Consider the following 19,382-nt stretch of genomic DNA (forward strand, 5'->3'; position numbering starts at 1 on the left):
TGCAGCTTCCGATTAATAATGATTAGAGTGCGAGAGGCTGTATGAAACGGAAATTGATTTTCCTGCTGGCCGGCATGTTTGCCAGTTATTCTTCTGCAGAACAGTTGACCATTGATAGAATATTCTCCGATCCTGCCTTGAGCGGCACCAGCCCGCGCGCGCTGCAGTATTCCCCCGATGGCAGCCGCGTTACCTTCCTCAAGGGGCGCAAAGACGATTACAACCGCTACGACCTGTGGGAGTACCGCCTGAAAGATGGTGAAACCCGCATGCTGGTCAATTCCGACAAGCTCCACAGTGGCGAAGAAAACCTGTCCGATGAAGAGAAAGCCCGCCGTGAGCGTCAGCGGATCTTCGGCAGCGGGATCATGGAATACAGCTGGTCGAAAGACGGTAGGTCACTGCTGTTCCCTCTCGCCGGCGATGTGTTCTATTACGATCTCAACAATGGTCAGCCCAAGCGCCTGACAGAAACCGAAGCATTTGAGACCGACGTCCGCGTTTCCCCCAAAGGCAATCTGGTGTCGTTTATCCGCGACCAGAATATCTTTGTGGTCGACCTGAAAACCGGTAAAGAACGCCAGCTCACCACCGATGGTAAAGGTCCGATCAAAAATGGCATGGCGGAATTTGTGGCCCAGGAAGAAATGGACCGCATGACCGGCTACTGGTGGTCTCCGGATGAGAAAAATATCGCCTTCCTGCGGGTGGATGAGAGCCCGGTAGACGAAGTCACCCGCAGTGAAATCTATGCGGATCGCATCGATATGATCAAACAGCGCTATCCCGCAGCCGGCCGTCCCAATGTCAAAATCAAGCTGGGCGTACTGAATCTGGACAGCGGTAAGACCCGGTGGCTGAACCTGGGCGGGAACGAAGATATCTACATTCCCCGGGTAAAGTGGGCGCGTAGCGACCTGCTCTCTTACCAATGGCAGAACCGCAGCCAGCAAAAGCTGGAACTGCGCTTTGTGGATATCCCCAGTGGCAAAACCCGCACCGGCCTTACTGAAACCAGTGATACCTGGGTCAATCTCTTCCACGACCTGCGTTTCCTGAAAGACAGCGATCGCTTCATCTGGGCATCGGAAAAGGACGGATTTAAACACCTGTATCTGTTTGATCTGGACGGTAAGCAGCTGGCGCAGATCACCAAGGGAGGTTGGGCCATCGACGCGCTGGAAGCCGTGGATGAGGGGGCCGGCAAGGTCTATTTCACGGGCCGTAAAGATACGCCCCTGGAGCGTCACCTTTACGTGGCGAATCTCGATGGATCCGGTGAGGTTGAAAAGATTTCCCGACGCGCCGGTATGCATCGCATCGCCTTTGCCAAAGATGCTTCCGGCTATATCGATACCTATTCCAATCCCACCACTCCCGCCCAGGTAAGTCTGCACAGTGCGGACGGTGAGCGTGTGACCTGGTTGCAGGAAAACAAAGTGGAGCAGGGCCACCCATTGTTCCCCTACGTGAGCGACTGGATCGAGCCCGAGTTCGGCACCATCGATGCGCCGGAAGGTCATACCCTCTACTACCGCATGTACAAGCCGGCTGGCTTCGATGCGAGCAAACAATATCCGGTGATGGTCTACCTCTACGGTGGCCCCCATGCGCAGCTCGTGACCAACAGTTGGGATCGCCCGTTTAATCAGTACATGGCCCAGCAGGGGTATGTGGTATTCACCCTGGATAACCGCGGCTCCGCCAATCGCGGTAAAGCGTTTGAGGATCCCATTTTCAAGAAAATGGGATCGGTGGAAGTCGATGATCAGGTAAGCGGAGTTAAATTCCTGCGCTCACTGCCATTCGTGGACCCCGAGCGCATCGGTGTATACGGCCACAGCTACGGCGGCTACATGGCGCTGATGACCATGTTCAAGGCGGGAGATTATTTCAAGGCCGGCATTTCCGGCGCACCGGTAACCGACTGGGGGCTGTACGATACCCACTATACCGAGCGCTACATGGGCAATCCCAATGAAGTACCCGAAGCCTACAAGGCCGCTTCGGTATTCCCTTACGCCGATGGCCTCAAGGGCCCGCTGTTGATTTACCATGGAATGGCCGATGACAACGTGTTGTTTACCAATACCACCAAACTCATCAAGCAGTTGCAGGACAATGGTCAGCAGTTCGAGCTGATGACTTATCCGGGTAAGAAACACAGTCTGCGCGGCAAGGAAACCCGCAAGCACTGGTTCCAGATGATGAAGGATTTCTTCGATCGCAATCTGAAAGCGGAGCGTTGATTTCTAACCGGCTGCCGGTGTCATCACCGGCATGCCGCTCACTTTTTGCCCGTTGCTCTTTGCCAGTTCCTCTTTGCCCGTTTTTCTCACTCAGTGGCCACTGTCACCACTCCTGATGCGCCGGTACAGCTGGTCTTTCATGCGCGCACGGCGGACTTTCAGTTCCGTAAAGTGCGCATCGTCCGTTGCCACCCCGCGCTCCTCCAGCCCGCGAATCTCTTTATCCAACCGGTGATAGGTCTCGCTATCGTTCCTGAACGCCAGATTCTCCTCGCGCAGGTGACGGATGGTATCGGTGTATTGGGGGAAATCAGACTCCAGTGTATGCGGCTGTATTGGCATGAAACTGTCTCCGGGTTGCAGGTAAAAGACAGGGAAGAGCCCCTGATGACAGTTTAGTGTTGGATTGGACGACAGAGAGGGGGATTTCCGAGTGGGCTTAGCGTCGCCACTCCGTCGACAGGGCGAGAGTAATTAAGAGTAAGCGCTATACACATAAAAACTAAATGAGAATTGGTTGCATTTGCTTTTGTTGTCCACTAGACTGCCGGCCGAATTTAAGGGGTAACTTCTGGGGACGTATTGATGTCATCGAATTCGCGAATTTTCTCCCGAGCACTGCTGGCTTCCGCCCTGTGCCTGGCTAACGGTGCCATTGCTGCTGAGAAAGAGGCTGAAAAGTCTGAGCAGCTGGAAAATGTGGAAGTGACTGGTGAGCAGGTCGAGTCTTACCTGACTCAGGAGATGGATGCCTCCACCGGCCTCGGTCTCTCCATCATGGATACTCCCCAGTCTGTCTCTGCCATCAGCCAGGTACAGCTCCAGGACTTCAAACTGCAAAGCCTGAATGATGCGCTGGTTACCGTGCCCGGGATTCAGGTCGAGAGTGTTGAGACCGACCGCACCTACTACACGTCCCGCGGGTTCGATATCACCAACTTCCAGGTGGACGGCGTCGGTATGGTGTCTGCCTATGGTAACCAGGACGGCGAGCTGGATACGGCGCTGTACGAGCGTATCGAGGTAGTGCGCGGCGCAAATGGCCTGATGGCCGGTGCCGGTAACCCGTCTGCGACCGTGAATCTGGTGCGCAAACGTCCTACCGATGACCTGCAACTGTCTTTCAGCTCTACCGTAGGATCCTGGGACAAGCTGCGCGCCGAGACCGACGTTTCCGGCACCCTCACCGAGGGGCTGCGTGGCCGCGCGGTACTGGTGAAGGAAGACCGTGAATCCTGGCTGGACTACTACGCCATGGACAAAACCGTAGCCTACGGCGTGATCGAAAAAGACCTGGGCGAGTCCACGCTGTTTACCCTGGGTGGCAGCTACCAGAGTAGCCTGGCCGACAGTCCGCTGTGGGGTGCATTGCCGATGCACTACACCGATGGCTCCCCCACAGACTATGACGTTTCCGCATCCACCTCCGCAGAGTGGGCCTACTGGGACAATATCCAGACCGAGGTCTTTGCGGAACTGAAGCACGAGTTCAGCAATGGCTGGCAGGTGAAGGCCTACTACAATCAGGCGGATGTCGAAGGCGACAGTGAGCTGTTCTATATGTACAGCCTGCCGGCCCCGGATACCGACGTGGGCCTGATTGGCTATGCCAGCGGTTACGACAAAGACCAGAAGCGGGAAGTGTTCGACGTGCGTGTCAACGGCGATTACAGCCTGTTCGGCCGTGAGCACGAGGTGATGTTCGGCTACAACTGGGCCAAGGACAATATCGAAGAGACCTCCCTGTACGACTACACCAATGGGTATCCCCCTATCGGCGATTTCACTCAATGGAATGGCCAGACCCCAGTGCGCCCGAGTTTTACCGATGGGCTGACCGGCAGTGACTTCAACTCCGAGCAGGGCGCCTATTTCGCGGCCACCCGCCTGAACCTGACCGATGCCCTGTCGGTTATCGGCGGTGCGCGGGTAATCGACTGGGAGAGTGAGGGCACTGGTTACGGCACCAGCAAGGCTACCCGAGAAAGTGGCCGCGTATTGCCATACGCCGGTGTCGTTTACCGGATTGACGACAACTACTCGGTCTATGCCAGCCACACCGAAACCTTTATGCCCCAGGACGACATTAGCGAAGACCTGACCTACATGGATCCCACCGAAGGGGTTAACCAGGAGATCGGTGCCAAGGGTGCTTTCTTTGACGGCAAGCTGGTGGCGACCGCGTCTTATTATCAAACCGAGCAGAACAATGTGGCGGAATTCCTCAAGGAGATTGAGGACCCGATTTCCGGTGGTCCGCTATCGGTATACGCCGGCGAAGACTACGATAGTGACGGCTACGACCTCACCCTGAGCGGTATGCTGGCAGAAGGGTTGCAGGCCGATCTGAGCTTTACCAAGGTCAATATCGCCAACAAGGTCGGTGGTGAGCTGAATCGCGATTACGTGCCTTCCAAGGTGGTGCGCCTGTATGCGAGCTACCGTCCCCCGATGCTGGATCAGTTGAAAGTTGGTGGTGGTGTAAACTGGCAGGACGATATCCAGCGTGTCAGCGCCACTGGCGCCACTATCCAGCAGGACGCCTACGCGACCCTGCGATTGTTCGCCAACTACCAGGTGAGCGAACAGCTGAGTTTCTCCGTCAACGGCAATAACCTGACCGACGAAAAGTACATCAGCAGCCTGTACTGGGACCAGGCCTTTTACGCGGCACCGCGCAACTTCAGCGCGTCGGTAAACTGGCGCTACTGATCACCGGACAGGTGTAGTAAAAACGGGGTGGCGGACTTGAAAAAGGCCGTCGCCCCTTCTGTGTTTAAGAAGCAGTGTAAAAAAGCATGAATAAGACCCTGTTCAAACTGCATAGCTGGATGGCCCTGATTGCCTTTGTGCCGTTGTTAGTCATCTGTGTCACCGGCAGCATTCTGGTATTCAAGTACGAGATCGACTCGCTGCTGATCGAAGATAAAGTGCGGGTAGACGCTGCCGGCCGCGAGCGCCAGAGCCTGGACAGTCTGGCATCATCGGTGAACAGCCATTTTCCGGACTACGAAATCGTCGGCTGGGCATTGTTCCAGGATGAGAACCGCGCGGACCTGGTGTACACCATGGAGCACGGCACCGACGAGTGGACCTATGCACTGCTGGACCAATATACCGGCGAACCGCTACGCCCGCCCATGGGGCTCACCCATCACCTGACCGACTGGCTACTCGACCTGCATTTCACCCTGCTGGCGGGGGACTGGGGCATGCTGATCACCAGTGTGTTCTCGATCCTGCTGTGCGGGCTCGGGATCACCGGTTTTATTCTTTACCGTAAATTCTGGAAAAATTTTTTCACCCTACGCTGGAATGCGCGCATGATCGTCTACTTTTCCGATCTGCATAAAATGACCGGTATTATCGGCGCGCCGATTCTGCTGATCCTGGGCTTCACCGGTGCCTGGTGGAATATCACCCACTTTGCCCACGAGATGGAAGAGCACGCGGACGGCCACGAGCATTACAAGATGGCGGAGCGGCTGTACAACGACGACCTGTCTCTGCAGGGGCTGATGGACGACACCGGCAACCGTATACAGAATTTTGAAACCACCTACATTTCCTTCCCCTGGGAACCGGATACCAATTTCACCTTTTGGGGCGATGTCCATTCCGGCAACCCGTTGCTGAGCGAGTACGCCAGCAATGTCAGCTACAACGCCCAGACCGGCGATCACATGCTGAGCTACGACATTCGCGAAGCCACCCTGGGCGCGAAGATTATCGACAGCTACCGGCGCCTGCACTTTGGCAACTTTGCCGGCCTGGTGAGCAAGATCCTCTGGTGCATCATCGGCCTGACACCGTTGCTGCTCTCCATTACCGGGATCTACATCTGGAATCAACGCCGGGGCAAGCGCAAGGCGGCGCGGGAGAAACGCCGGGCGAAGGCTGCAGCGATGGCCGCAGGAGCTGCCGCTACCTGACGACCAGAATGAACAGGAACCCGGGCGATGCCCGGGTTTTTTATGCCCGCCAATCACACGATTGTTCACCGGCAGCACCTTCTGATACCATCATTTGGCCTTACCAAAATACAAATCTGCCTGACAGTGTGGCCCTATGACCGTCTCCATGACATTCAGAACGATCGCCTCCTGCGTACTTCTCGCGCTCACCGGCTGTGCTCAGGATTCCGGTGCCTGGTCCGCGCCGCAGCCGGTCTCCGGCATGGCAGCGTATCGTGCGCAATCCGAGCGGCTGTACCGGCGCGATCAGGCGGTTCTCGCCGCGGAAATCGAGGCATCCGGACTGGAGGAAGCGCTGGAGGCGCCCCATACCAAGCGTTTCGGCTTTGACGTCAAGGCCGCTACCCGCGACCCTGCATTTATCGCCAGTGAAGCGGGGCGGCGGCTTGTGGATATCGTGCTCTCTTTCCAGACGCCCTCGGGCGGCTGGTCCAAGCGCACCGATATGGGCGCGGAACCGCGCAAGCCCGGGCAGGCGTTTGGTACCGAGAAAAACTACGTGCCCACCTTCGACAACAGTGCCACCAGTGTGCAGTTCTGGGTGATGGTGAACGCCTGCAATGCCATCGGTGAAAAGCCTTACTGTGACTCTGCCGAGCGCGCGCTGAAGCTGATCCTGGCGGCGCAATACCCCAACGGTGGTTGGCCGCAGACGTTCCCGTTGCGGGGCGATTACCACGACGACATCACCTTTAATGACGATGCTATCGCCAACCTGTTGAAGATTGTTGGCGCAGCTGCGCACGAAGAGCCGTCACTGTCATTCATCTCTGAAGCTGTGCGCACTCAGTCCCGGGACAGCCTGGCCCGCGCTCTGCAGATGCTGGCGGATACTCAGGTAGTGGTGAATGGCAGGCCGACGATCTGGGGCGCACAGCACGATGCAGAAACCCTGGCGCCCACCTCCGCGCGGGCCTTCGAGCCGGTGGCGCTGGCTACCAGTGAGAGCGCGGATATCCTGTTATTCCTGATGAGCCTGGATAATCCACCGCCGGTGGTTGTGGGCATGATCGACAGTGCCACGCAATGGTTTGCAGAACGTCAGATCGACGGATACAGCTACAGGCGCGTCGAACACGAATACAAAGAGCTGATTGCAGAGGAGGGCGCAGACCCCATCTGGGCCCGCTTTTACGATATTGAGGCGGACAAGCCGGTATTCGGTGATCGCAACGGTGCGGTGTATTTTGATATCGAAAAGGTTTCGAAAGAGCGCCGGGCGGGTTACGGCTGGTATACCGAACAGCCTTACAAGGTGATGAAGCGTTACGCTAAATGGCAGAAGGAGCGAAAGGAAGCGCATCGGCCCTCGGGCTGAGCGCTTTCTTCTCTCCTATCGCTACTCTTCTCTCCCCATCGGGACCTCAGTGATAGCTGAGATCCGTGGCCTTGCCACGAAACACCCGGTAGGAAAACGCGGTGTACAGCAGGATCACCGGCACCACGATGACCGCGCCCACCAGAATAAACTGCAACGACGCGCGGGCGCTGGCTGCTTCCCAGATATTCAGTTGCCCCGGAACGATCTCCGGGTAGAAGCTGAACGCCAGGCCGATAAAGCTCAGAATAAAAATCCCCACCACGGTATAAAACGGCAGGCTGCAGTGTCGGTCCTCGGGTTTGGGGAGTCGGCGCAGCAGAATATCGTTGGTGACGAATCCCAGGAAACACAGGGTGGGAATCAGCAGCACGAACATCACCAGCGGGAAGGTAAACCAGCGGTCGAATACTCCGGGGTTGACCAGCGGGTTGATGACGCAGACCGCAACCACGCCCAGTAGTGCCGCCCGCCCCGCATTTTTTGCCCACACCACAGCCCGTTGCTGCAGCCCCTGCTCCGTTTTCATCACCAGCCAGGTGGCACCGATATAGGTGTAGGCCGCGGTGACCCCCAGAGCGCTCAACAGGCAGAAAAGCTGCGCCGACCAGCTGTGCTCAAATCCCATTACATACTGCCCGAGCATGTAGCCCTGGGTGAGGGTGGTGAGTAGTGAACCGAATTTGAAAGTGCGGTCCCAGGCCAGCTTGTGATCCACCGCTGCCTTCGCGCGGAAGTCGAAAGCCACCCCGCGCATGATCAATCCGATCAGCATAATTGCTGCGGGAATATACAGGTTGGTCAGCACAATACTGTGTGCTTCGGGAAATGCGATCAGCAGCAGGCCGATGGCCAGTACCAGCCAGGTTTCATTGGCATCCCAGAAGGGGCCGATGGAGGCGATCATTGTATCCCGCTGACCTTCGTCGCTCTCACCCATCGGCAACAGGATGCCCACGCCCAGGTCGTAGCCATCCAGAATCGCGTAAACGATGACCGCCAAACCCATCAGGCCGATAAAAACCACCGGCAGCCAGTCGCCGCTGATCATGCTGGTTGCATCACTCATTGAACACCTCCGCGCGCGCTGTAACCGTATTCCGAAGCCGTGTGTTGCGACAGGTTGGTAAGGCTGCCATCCGCCACCGGTTCCTCGGTTTCAAACTCTTCCACCTTGACCGACTTCAGTGCCATCACCTTGAGCGTGTGGATATAGGCCCACATCAATACTGCGTAGGTGATCAGGTAGAGTGTCAGGGAAAGGCCCACGTTGGCCGGCGCAACCGGAGTGACGGCATCCGCGGTACGCAAAACCCCGCTGACCAGCCAGGGTTGCCGGCCTACTTCAGTGACATACCAGCCTGCGAGTGTGGCCACCCATCCGGAGAATGTCATAGCAACCAGCAGCTTCAGCATCCAGCGTGGCAGCTCATCACGCCTGCGTAACAGGTAACAGCCGGCCCAGGCGGTAGCGAGCATCAGCAGCCCCATACCCACCATGATGCGGAAGCCGAAAAACAGCGGTTTGACCGGCGGGTGGTTGTCCTCGAAGTCGTTGAGTCCTTTGATTTCGCCGTCGGTTTCGTGGGTCAGGATCAGGCTCGCCAGTTTGGGAATCCCGATGCTCAGGTGGTTGGTGCGCTGCGCTTCATCGGGGATCGCAAACAGCAGCAGCGGGGCCCCCTGCTCGGTCTCCCACACCCCTTCCATGGCGGCAATCTTCTGCGGTTGATGCTCAAGAGTATTGAGCCCGTGCAAGTCACCCACAAATGCCTGTAGTGGCGCCAGCACCGCAGCGATGATCAGGCCGGTTTTCAGCGCCAGTCTCGGTGCCTGCTTGTGATCTCCCTTAAGGATGCGGTAGGCGGACAGACCGGCGACAAAAAAAGCTGCGGTCAAACCGGATGCGAGCAACATGTGTGTCAGCCGGTAGGGGAAGGAGGGATTGAATATCACCGCCATCCAGTCGGTAGCGTGGACCACGCCATCGCGAATCTCGTAGCCCGCCGGTGTCTGCATCCAGGAGTTGAGCGCCAGAATCCAGAACGCCGACAGGGTGGTGCCGATGGCGACAATCAGGGCCGAGAGCGTATGCACCCGGCTGGAAACGCGCTTGATACCAAACAGCATAATCCCGAGAAAAGTCGCCTCCAGAAAGAAGGCGGTGAGCACTTCGTAACCCAGAAGCGGGCCGGCAATATTGCCCACTTTTTCCATAAAGCCCGGCCAGTTGGTACCGAACTGGAACGACATGGTCAGGCCGCTGACCACCCCGAGGGCAAAGGTAAGCGCGAATATCTTCACCCAGAAGCGGTAGGCCCGCATCCATACCGGGTTACCGGTGAGGTCGAAGCGCAGCTTGAAAAAGAAAAGGATCCAGCACAGTGCAATGGTGATGGTGGGGAAAAGAATATGAAAGCTGATGTTGGCCGCGAACTGTATGCGCGACAGTATCAGAGTATCCAGCATGGGCACCTCGTATACCACGGGCCGCCCCGGGTTAGAGCGGCGAAATTCCTGCTCTGACTAACGCTCTTTGGGCGGGCTCTTTTTAGTGCCGGCTCTGGACTTCAGCTCCAGCAGCTTGCTGAGGCCGGAGCCCAGTTTCATCAGTTTGAGCAGATCTTTCTCGTCCAGTTTGCTCAGGGTGTTGGCAAACCGATCGAGCATCTCCAGCAGGCTGTAGACCTCCTGGATTTTTTCCTGTGCCAGCGCTTCCTGTTCGTCGCCAGGGTCGGTCAGTAACAGTTGGCGCAGAAGTGTCAGGGTGGGGTCGAGCTCGCGCTTGCGGCGCTCCTCGAACACGGTGCGTGCCAGATCCCAGATGGAGCCGGCTGCGGTGAAATAATCCTTGCGGTCGCCGGGCTGGTGGTGCAGCTCGATCAGTCGCCAGGCCTGTAGCTCCTTGAGCCCCATGCTCACATTGCCGCGGCTGATTTTCAGGGCCTCAGCCAGTTGATCGGCATTTACCGGCTCGCTGTGAATGGTCAGCAGGGCAAACATCTGCCCCACGGTGCGGTTAAAGCCCCAACGGCTGCCCATCTCTCCAAAGTGCAGAACGAATGCCTGTGCCTGGCTGGATAAATTCATACTTCCCTTTAGAGTTTTCTTAAGTTTCAGAAATTTCTGAAAATTGTAAATGTAATCTGATCTGTGTCAAGGGATTACGCGTGTAATTATTCCGGGGGCAGGGTGATTGTGGCGCTCTGCAGCCAGTGGTCGGGCACCAGAAAGCCGCGGCTGACCTCGCCTGTGTCACCGGTGACGGCGATGTACAGCGGGCCGCGGCCATCCAGAGAGCTGCGCAGTGTTTCCGGGTTGAATTGATGAATTGGCAGGGGTACTGGCAGTGTCCGAGACGGATATGCCAGATCGCAAGACGCGAGCCAGGCCTGCTTGGGCAGGTGCAGCAATGAAAGGGGGGAGGCGGAAAAGTGCCGTTGAAACTGTGTGCAATCTGCCCACCAGAATCCGGGTTCTGATGGCGTGGTGGAGTCTAACGGGGTGAACAGCCGTCCCGGCATCAGGGTCCACTGGCGATCCAGTTGAACATTCTGCGCAGCCAGCGTGGACTCTGCTTCTGCGCAGCGTGCAATGGGAATCTGGTGGTCCGCCATACGGGCCAGTTTGATATCCAGGCGGTCCCGTTGGCCGGGACCTACCCAGCAGTCTCCCACCTGCAAATAAAACTTTACCGCCAACTCCCAGTGCTCTGTGACGTTGTCGGGCAGGTACTCGACCACAAAGTCCAGTTCGCCCAGTGTTTTACCGGCATTGCGGATCGGCAGGTTTCGGGCCAGTAAGCGATAGTCGGGATGATGGTGGAAAGCGAAGGCCCACAGATTTTCAAAGTAGATACCAAGGCGATGGCTGCGTTTTTGCTCCAGTCGCGCAACCAGCTCCGGTTCCAGAGTGGCGCGAGTGCGCGGTTGCTGGAAAAAGTCGCCCAGGTGCTTGCGGCGGGATGCCGGCAGCCAGGGGAGCCTGGTGTCGGCGGAAATGTCTGGTGATACCAGTGACCACAGCAGGTTCTGCCAGTGGTCGGGAATCGCCTTGGGAAGGGGGGCGCTGGATAAACGGCGGTCAGTCATCCCGCGAGTATAGGGAAAACCCGCACGGGTTGTCAGCGGCTACCACTTGAAGCGAAAGCCGACCGTCAGGCTGGCCCCGTAGCTGTCACCGAAGTTACTCAGACTGGTGCTGTAATCGGCTTCCGCATAAAACGAACAGCGATCACCGCACTCGTCATAGGTTACCCCAACACCAAGCTGCCCCCACCAGTCGTCCCGCGCCTGGTAGAGCGGGGTATGGGAGACTTTTACTTCGGTTTCATCATCAAAATAATAATGGGCATTGGCGATGGCATAGAGCCCGATACGCTCCAGCGGGAGGACGCCATACATGTTGGCGAAAGATTTTCGTCGACTGGCGCGCTGTTCAAACGCGAGGCCAAAACGGGCGGACCCGCCCCGGTTCTTGGTGTCCTTCATGAAAACACCGTACTGATCGTAGTTATCGTCGATTTCTTCGGCGTTAAAGGTCAGCTGCACCTGTGGTGTAAGTGAGTAGTAATCACACAGCTTGATACTGTGGCCGGCCTCGGCAGAGAAGGAGAAGGCCACCGCGTCGTTGCCGTGGCCGAGATAGTAGAGCTCGTGGGAATAAAGCTCCGAGTCGAACCAGTTGAACTGCATTTGCAAATCGGCATAGGTCCCCTGGTGGCCATACCAGGTGAGGCTGCTGCCAACGCCCCAGTTATCGGTGCGAATTTTCCCGTGGCCAAAGAAACTGTCCAGCTCGGTATTGCCGTAGCCGTAGCGGGCGGAAACCCCAAAAATCAGCCGGCCACCATAAACCGCGGGATCGACGGAAAAGTCGGAGCCGATCTGTACCAGTCCGAAATCCTGCTGCCATTTCGCATTGGCCGTGGAATGTTCCGGCTCAACATCGTAGTAGTGCCCCCGGGTACGCAACCACAGGCCTCCACCATCAATGGTCTTTTCTACCGCATTGGTGTAGCAGCACTCCCCGCGGTCATTGTGGCTGCTACCTGCCCAGAACCGGTTACCCACTCGTTGGCGCAGGGACTCCGGCTGACTCATTAATCGAATGGCCTGGGCATAGGTTTCGTAGAGCACCGCGCCCGGCTGCCAGCGCGGTATCCGTTTTTCACCGCCGCCAAACGGGTCGGGTAACGTAGAGCGCAGATACCAGTTGCCGTCGTCAGGATTATCGAGACCGCCGTGGTGCAGGGTATAGCCGTAGGCGCCGCCAACGGTGGCGGGGCGTCCGTCGTAGCCCATGTAGTCGCCGTCGAGAATAAACGCATTGGCCGGTGATTTTCCGGCGATGTCGATCACTTTTATCCCGTCGCCGTGGGTTTCTCCACCATCGCCGTCCAGGTTGTAGATGCGCACGAACGTTGTGCCTGCTGCATCTCCTGCGATGGTCAACAGATCTGAGGGGCTGCTGTCATCTCCAAACGTTGTTTCCATCCACAATCTGCCGTTGCGCCCGGTGTAGTTGCCGAAACGTCCGCTATCGTGGCTGGCAATATTTACTTGATTAATGCGGTTGTCGTTCAGCCACAAGGTGCCGGCATTGATGACGTCGCCGCGGATATTGAAGGTGCGAGGCACAAATTCCACCACGCCGCCAAACCAGATATCCAGGCCCAGTTGTTGACCGTCACTGGCGCGACCGCCTCCTACATCCAGGCTGCCGAAAAAGTCGATTTTCGAGCTGCCCTGAACGATAATTCGTTCCCAGTTGCGCAGCAGCTGGCCGTCGATTTCATGGTCGAGAATAAACTTGAGGGTATCGATATAACCGTCATCAGCGGTCAGGTCGTCGCCGCCATCCAGAATGGCTTCGCCTTCGTAAGCGAACGCATCAATGACTACTTCATCGGAACCGGTACCGCCGATAAAGTGTTCAATGACACCTTCATCCCAGTAAAACGTGTCGTCGCCGGCGCCCATGTTTGTTTCGAAAAAGATATACCCTTCATCCAGCAGCAGGCTGTCGTCACCGTCGCCGGCATCAAGTCTGAATATCAGTCCATCAGAGATTTCGATACGATCATTGCCGGCACCGGTATCCAGACCGCCGGAAAAGTAGGTGCCCACTTCCGAATCGCGGTTGGAAATGATGACGGTATCGTCGCCGTCACCGGTCAACAGATTGTTTTCAACCAGACTGCCATTCAGGTTGATGGTATCTCTGCCACTGCCGCTATCAAGGGTGCCGATGGTGCCGCCATTCAGGTCCAGGACATCGTCACCGCCGAGACTCGATACATCGGCACCATTGGGGTCATTGTCATTATCGCAAAGAATCTGGTCGGGTCCGGCGGTACCGGTATTACCGGGGGTACAGTCCGCAAATACGCTTGCTGACAAAGTGACAAGTCCGAGTGTAAGGCAGAGCTGGTGCCAACGAGGGGAGTGGCAGTACGGTGCCGTATCAGAACTCATAGGTAACACCCAGATTCAGGGTCCAGGGGTTGGTCTCGAAATCGGAATACAGGCGGTCGTAGCCGGGAGAGATGGGATAGGTCACCACACCATCGGTATTGGCATCGGTATACATCACTGAGGCGTTGATCATCCAGGAGCTGGCGCGTCCACGGCCCAGGCGCCAGTCTATGCCCAGTTGGGCGCTTGCACCCCAGGAGTGACCCATACCGAATTTGGCGGGGCCGGTAGAGATGCCGCTATCCTGCAGGTAATGCTGGAAGTCGGAGTTCAGGGCATCGTCGTAAAAGTCTGAGTAATTGACGCCAATTCCCAGGTAGGGCTGCGCGAGACAGTCGTCGTCCAGCATGTACCAGTTCACGAACAGGTTGGCGGAAGAGCTGGCAAAGCGACCAAATTTAATAAAATCCCGCCCGGGGTAAGCGCGAAAATTCTCAACCGTCAAAGAGTGATCGGCACCGTTTATATAAAGCAGCTCCAACCCTGCGTAAGGCAGTGGTCGCCAAACGGCGGAGATATTCCAGGTAGTGTCTTCCTCAACCTCCCAATGGGTGCGATAGAGCTCCCAATCCTGCAGCAGGTAATACTTCAGAGATGTCGCGTCATCGTCGGGGTAAACGAAACTGACTCCGAGCCGTAAGTAAAAACGTGTCAGATCTATGTCGGAAGCCTGAATCTGTGCTCTGGCTGAGGGGGTGGTAATGAGAGAAAGTGCCAGCGCCAGTACAGCGCTCAAGCCGGCGGCTTTATTCATAGTTGGACTCCATGTCACATTCCGTCCCGCAATATCAGCAGGCAATACAGAATACGGATCACTCTTGACCCATACGTCCTGGGGAAATGGCGCCGGTAGTACTGAACTGCAGCACTGGAGTTGCCAGATTTATCAGCGGGTTATTCCGGCAGTAAGTGAGAAATTACCTGTAAAAATAGCAGGCCTGAGCAAGCTTGCCGGACCGAGTGTGACCGGTGTATTGAACTATGTTTAAAGCTCGAAGATTTCTGTCCTGCCAGAATGATCAATCGGACATTGTTGGCGTCCGCATCGCCAGATTATGAGAGGAAAGTGCGGGATCTGATTAATAGAGGTGCTCTAAAGTATCAAACCCAAGAGGAAAATCCAGTGAATAGTCAAACCCCAACGGTGGTAACAGTAGAGGAAAAAGGTGACGGTAAATTCACCCAAACAATGACCTCTGGTCCTCACCATCTGATTGCCGATGAGCCGGAGAGTGTCGGCGGAGAGAATCTCGGTCCGGGCCCCTACGAGTATTTACTGATGGGGCTGGGCGCCTGCACCAGTATGACGATCCGGATGTATGCAGAACGAAAAAATATACCGCTAGAGCGGGTCCGGGTAATTCTCTCTCATCAGAAGGTACACGTGGAAGACTGTGAGAGTTGTGAATCGAAGAAGGGGAAAATTGATGAAATAGTCAGGGAAGTGACGCTTGAGGGAGCACTCACCGGTGAGCAACGCGAGCAGCTGCTGGATATAGCCAACCGCTGCCCGGTGCATCGTACGCTGACATCGGTGATACAGGTGCGCACACGGCTATCCTCATCTTGATGTCTTTAACGGGCGCTCTACCGGTACAGTTTCGTGTCGATGCATTGTTTCCTGTATCCGGGTTTAAATAAGTTGCCTTATTTCGAGATTGCGATAATCTAGCGATCCTTATCGTTTTGTCACTTATCCATCTTCGATAGCTGGCTCAGCGCTTCCATTTGCGGCCAGATAAATGACAAATCTCCGATTGCGATACCAGACCGTTGAGTTCGGTAAAACTGACATCCACCTTTGCACGTTGCGCAACAAGCAGGAGTTTCACGACCCGTCGGGCATCGCCGAGAAGCTCGGTATATCGTCTGCGTCCTGGCCAATATTCGGCGTGGTCTGGCCCTCCAGCATGGTTCTTGCTCACTACATCTGTGATTACGAAACCGGCTCGAAACGCATCCTTGAAGTCGGGTGTGGCATGGCCCTTTCAAGCCTCCTCCTGAACAAACAGTGTGCTGATATTACCGCGACGGATTATCACCCTGAAGTAAATGTGTTCCTGCAAAGAAATGCGCTACTTAATGAGGGTAAGCCCATTGCTTTTGAACAGGTCGACTGGGCGGATAGTAACGATACGCTCGGTTTATTTGATCTGATTATTGGTAGTGATCTGCTATATGAAGATGAGCATATCGAGCTGTTGGCCACCTTTATTGAAAATCACGCAAAGCCGAGCTGTGAAGTGATTATTGTTGATCCGGGTCGGGGGCGGAAAAACAAATTGACGGCGCTCATGCAGAACTACGGTTTTACATCCGAACACCGGAAACCCGAACACACCGATTATCTTGATGGTGTCTTCAAGGGGTATATCCTGAAGTTTACGCGCTGAGCCGAGATGTTGGTCCGCTCAGGTCGGCATGAGACCTGAGCGGCGACAAGCTCCGGGGAGCTTGGTCTCTATGGTTATCGGAGACCTGGTTGTTGGAGGTCCAGTTGTTGGAGATCTAGTTGGCGAGGGAAAGTTCTATTTTCCGTCGTTCCATATCGACACGTACAACACGCACTTTGATGGTATCGCCAATGGCAAAACTACTATTGCCACGCTCGCCGATCAGACGTTGCTTGGCGGCATCAAAGTGGTAATAGTCCTTTTTTAGCGCCGATATATGCACCAGACCTTCAACCTGAATGTCATTGATTTCGATAAACAAGCCAAAGCCCGTAACACTACTGACAAGCCCTTCAAAAGTATCGCCGACAAAATCCTGCATATACTCACACTTCAACCAGGCTTCTACATCCCAGCTCGCCTTATCGGCGCGGCGCGAGGCGTTTGAGCAGTGCACGGCCAGAGCCTGCATTCCCGTTTTGTCATAGGGATAACTTTTTCCCTGGGGGAGCGTTTCTGCACTGTGGAAACGCTGCACTGGTGCGCTGCCTGCGCCGAGGACAAACTTTAACGCGCGGCGCACAGGGTTGCGCGCTTGGGGCTGGCGGATCACTGAGCGAATGGCTCTGTGCACCAGCAGATCCGGATAGCGGCGAATGGGCGAGGTAAAGTGCGCGTAAGCGGAGTACACCAGCCCAAAGTGGCCGCGATTCTGCGGGCTGTACTCAGCCTGGCTCAGTGATCGCAGCATCATGGTGCGGATGGTTTGCGCATCGGGACGGTGTTCAATACTGCTCATCAGCTGGTCGTAATGTACGGGCGACGGTTTGTTACCGCCCGCCAGCTTGAGACCTTTTTCGCCAAGGAAAGCGCGCAACGCGGTCAATTTTTTATCCCGCGGTCCGTCATGCACACGAAACAGCGCCGGCATCTTCTGTTTTTCGAGGAAGTCGGCCGTTGCCACATTGGCACTCAGCATGAACTCCTCAATCATTTTATGCGCGTCGTTGCGTATGACCGGGACAATCCGCTCTATCTTGCGGCCTTCAGTGAATTCGAATTTGACTTCCGGCCTTTCAAAATCCATCGCACCGCGTTTTTTCCGGGCTTTCTTCAGTACCGCGTACAGCTGGTGCAGGGCGTGTATATGCGGTGCCGTATCTTTCAGCTGCCGAGCGGTTTTCTGTCCCAGAGATGAGTCAGGGGCGGTGATGAAAGCGTTCACCTGGTTGTAGGTGAGGCGCGCATGGGAATGGATGACGCCTTCGGAAAAGGTGTAACCGGTCATTTTCCCGGACTTGTCGATTGTCATTTCGCAGACCATCACCAGTCGGTCTACCCGCGGATTGAGCGAGCAGAGTCCATTCGACAAGGACTCCGGCAGCATAGGCACTACGCGACCGGGAAAGTAGACGGAGGTAGCACGTATTTGCGCTTCCTGGTCGAGCGCACTGTCCGGTTCAACATAGTGGGACACATCCGCAATGGCCACATACAAACGCCAGCTGCCGGATTTCCCTTTTTCACAGTAGACGGCATCGTCGAAATCTTTGGCATCTTCACCATCGATGGTGACAAACGGAAGATGTCTCAGGTCGGCACGATGGTGCTTGTCCGCCTCGGGTACTTCGCTGCCCAGCTGTTTCGCCGCGCGCAAAGCATCCTTTGGCCAGTCGTGGGGGATATCGTGGCTGCGGATCGCTACATCGATCTCCATTCCGGGGCCCATGGCATTGCCCAGTACCTCGGTCACCCGTGCGGAGGCATTGTAGCGGCGATTCGGGTAATCGGTGATTTCCACGGAAATATACTGTCCGACCTCGGCGCCCATTAGCTGGTCTCGATCAAGATCAATTTCATGGGCAATACGGCTGTTTTCCGGCTTGAGGAAATAGTCGCCGTCGTCACACTGTAAGCGTCCTACCAGTTGGGTGGTATTGCGTTCGAGTACATTGACAATAACGCCGGTTTTACGACCGCGGCGGTCACTGCCGCTGATGCGGGCCTGCACGCGGTCACCGTCAAACACGGTCAGCATCTCGTTGTCGGATAAAAACAGGTCTTCTTCAGACTCGTCGCTGGTCAGGAAGCCGAAGCCATCCGGGTGACCAATCACTCGTCCGCTTATCAGGTCTTCGGGTTTTACCAGGCTGTAGCCATCGCGACGATCGAACAGGATCTGTCCATCGCGCTCCATGGCGCGCAATCGACGGCGCAATGCTTCTTTTTCTCCGTCTTCGGAGAGTTCCAGAACTTTAGCCAGCTGCTCGCGATCCAGCTTCTTTTTGTTATTTTCAAGCAAGCTCATAATGAACTCGCGTGCGGGAATAGGGTTGCTGTATTTTTCAGCGTCCTGCGGATTAAACGCAGCTATTGGGGATTTTCTCATGATTTCCTCTCGGGAAAGCCGCCAATAAGATTGCGCAGGGTAAAAACTGGAGTGATGTGTCAGGGCAGATCAGATGTTACTCGGCAAGGTATGCAGGCGGATAATGCGCAATGGGGTCAGGGGAGTAAAACAAGTGGGGGTTAAAGTTGTGACCATTAAGGTCACCTTTTAAGGTCGAGATACCGGGAGGGTATCCCGACCGGAGTGGCCGTCAGGGCCACTCGGCAGCAGGCCAGTAAGGGCTGCTTCAAACGGGAGCCTATTGGCTCACGCGCAAACGATATTTTCAGCTTGCGGGCCTTTCGGGCCTTGAGTCACGGTGAACTCAACGGCCTGGCCTTCGTTCAGGGTTTTGAATCCTGAGCTTGCAATGGCGCTGAAGTGCGCGAACACGTCAGGACCAGATTTCTGTTCAATAAAGCCAAAGCCTTTGGATTCGTTAAACCACTTAACAGTGCCGGTAGTAGTGTTTGACATGATGATTTCCTGTAAACAAATAAAGATACGCCTTCATGAGGCATGAATAGCAAAAAAAAGTCTGGAATTTAGATGCTACAGGACGAAGAAGGACTGCTACGACGAA

15 protein-coding genes are annotated in these 19,382 nt (G+C 55.8%); 6 read left to right on the top strand and 9 right to left on the bottom strand.

Going from position 1 to position 19,382, the window contains the following annotated elements; translation table 11 throughout:
• Nucleotides 1-41: 41 nt before the first annotated feature.
• Nucleotides 42-2,249 carry a S9 family peptidase gene (locus tag LPW13_RS00935; RefSeq protein ID WP_230437581.1) on the top strand — a complete coding sequence of 736 codons (2,208 nt, stop codon included), beginning with the start codon at nt 42-44 and terminating at the stop codon, nt 2,247-2,249.
• A 90-nt stretch (nt 2,250-2,339) separates the two neighbouring features.
• Here the strand turns inward: LPW13_RS00935 and LPW13_RS00940 are convergent, their stop codons facing one another.
• Nucleotides 2,340-2,591, bottom strand: a complete 252-nt coding sequence (locus LPW13_RS00940) for a YdcH family protein (RefSeq protein WP_230437582.1) — start codon at nt 2,589-2,591, stop codon at nt 2,340-2,342.
• Nucleotides 2,592-2,834: 243 nt separating this feature from the next.
• Here LPW13_RS00940 and LPW13_RS00945 point away from each other — a divergent pair, with 243 nt between their 5' ends.
• The 3 genes from LPW13_RS00945 to pelA all read left to right on the top strand — a co-directional run bounded on the left by LPW13_RS00945 (nt 2,835) and on the right by pelA (nt 7,541).
• On the top strand, nt 2,835-4,961 hold the full coding sequence (locus tag LPW13_RS00945) for a TonB-dependent siderophore receptor (RefSeq protein WP_230437583.1): 2,127 nt from the start codon (nt 2,835-2,837) through the stop codon (nt 4,959-4,961).
• An 86-nt stretch (nt 4,962-5,047) separates the two neighbouring features.
• Complete coding sequence (locus tag LPW13_RS00950; RefSeq protein ID WP_230437584.1) at nt 5,048-6,181, top strand: PepSY-associated TM helix domain-containing protein; 1,134 nt, start codon at nt 5,048-5,050, stop codon at nt 6,179-6,181.
• A 148-nt stretch (nt 6,182-6,329) separates the two neighbouring features.
• On the top strand, nt 6,330-7,541 hold the full coding sequence (pelA, locus tag LPW13_RS00955) for a pectate lyase (RefSeq protein ID WP_230437585.1): 1,212 nt from the start codon (nt 6,330-6,332) through the stop codon (nt 7,539-7,541).
• A gap of 46 nt (nt 7,542-7,587) precedes the next feature.
• Here the strand turns inward: pelA and LPW13_RS00960 are convergent, their stop codons facing one another.
• The 6 genes from LPW13_RS00960 to LPW13_RS00985 form a co-directional block, all read right to left on the bottom strand.
• A complete protein-coding gene (locus LPW13_RS00960) occupies nt 7,588-8,610 on the bottom strand; it encodes a cytochrome d ubiquinol oxidase subunit II (protein WP_230437586.1) in 1,023 nt (340 codons plus the stop codon).
• Nucleotides 8,607-10,010, bottom strand: a complete 1,404-nt coding sequence (locus LPW13_RS00965) for a cytochrome ubiquinol oxidase subunit I (protein ID WP_230437587.1) — start codon at nt 10,008-10,010, stop codon at nt 8,607-8,609. Before LPW13_RS00965 ends, LPW13_RS00960 begins: the two co-directional genes overlap by 4 nt.
• Nucleotides 10,011-10,067: 57 nt before the next feature.
• Nucleotides 10,068-10,631 carry a GbsR/MarR family transcriptional regulator gene (locus LPW13_RS00970; protein WP_230437588.1) on the bottom strand — a complete coding sequence of 188 codons (564 nt, stop codon included), beginning with the start codon at nt 10,629-10,631 and terminating at the stop codon, nt 10,068-10,070.
• Between the two features lie 86 nt (nt 10,632-10,717).
• Nucleotides 10,718-11,632, bottom strand: coding sequence for a DUF1853 family protein (locus LPW13_RS00975; protein WP_230437589.1), 915 nt, complete (start codon nt 11,630-11,632; stop codon nt 10,718-10,720).
• Between the two features lie 39 nt (nt 11,633-11,671).
• The gene (locus tag LPW13_RS00980; RefSeq protein WP_230437590.1) at nt 11,672-13,942 is read right to left on the bottom strand and encodes an autotransporter family protein; all 2,271 of its coding nucleotides are present in this window, start codon (nt 13,940-13,942) and stop codon (nt 11,672-11,674) included.
• Between the two features lie 64 nt (nt 13,943-14,006).
• Nucleotides 14,007-14,771: an OmpW/AlkL family protein gene (locus LPW13_RS00985; RefSeq protein ID WP_230437591.1), complete on the bottom strand. Its 765-nt coding sequence runs from the start codon at nt 14,769-14,771 to the stop codon at nt 14,007-14,009.
• A 369-nt stretch (nt 14,772-15,140) separates the two neighbouring features.
• On the opposite strand from LPW13_RS00985, the gene LPW13_RS00990 reads away from it, so the two are divergent.
• Nucleotides 15,141-15,587 carry an OsmC family protein gene (locus LPW13_RS00990; protein WP_230437592.1) on the top strand — a complete coding sequence of 149 codons (447 nt, stop codon included), beginning with the start codon at nt 15,141-15,143 and terminating at the stop codon, nt 15,585-15,587.
• Between the two features lie 172 nt (nt 15,588-15,759).
• Complete coding sequence (locus tag LPW13_RS00995; protein WP_230437593.1) at nt 15,760-16,410, top strand: class I SAM-dependent methyltransferase; 651 nt, start codon at nt 15,760-15,762, stop codon at nt 16,408-16,410.
• Between the two features lie 115 nt (nt 16,411-16,525).
• Here LPW13_RS00995 and rnr read toward each other — a convergent pair whose 3' ends face one another.
• Together rnr and LPW13_RS01005 are read right to left on the bottom strand one after the other, a co-directional pair.
• Nucleotides 16,526-18,799 (bottom strand): ribonuclease R, encoded by a 2,274-nt coding sequence (gene rnr / locus LPW13_RS01000; protein WP_268932660.1) that lies wholly within the window; start codon nt 18,797-18,799, stop codon nt 16,526-16,528.
• A gap of 267 nt (nt 18,800-19,066) precedes the next feature.
• The gene (locus tag LPW13_RS01005; protein WP_230437595.1) at nt 19,067-19,276 is read right to left on the bottom strand and encodes a cold-shock protein; all 210 of its coding nucleotides are present in this window, start codon (nt 19,274-19,276) and stop codon (nt 19,067-19,069) included.
• Nucleotides 19,277-19,382: the final 106 nt, after the last annotated feature.

The organism is Microbulbifer celer (genome assembly GCF_020991125.1).
GTDB lineage: Bacteria > Pseudomonadota > Gammaproteobacteria > Pseudomonadales > Cellvibrionaceae > Microbulbifer > Microbulbifer celer.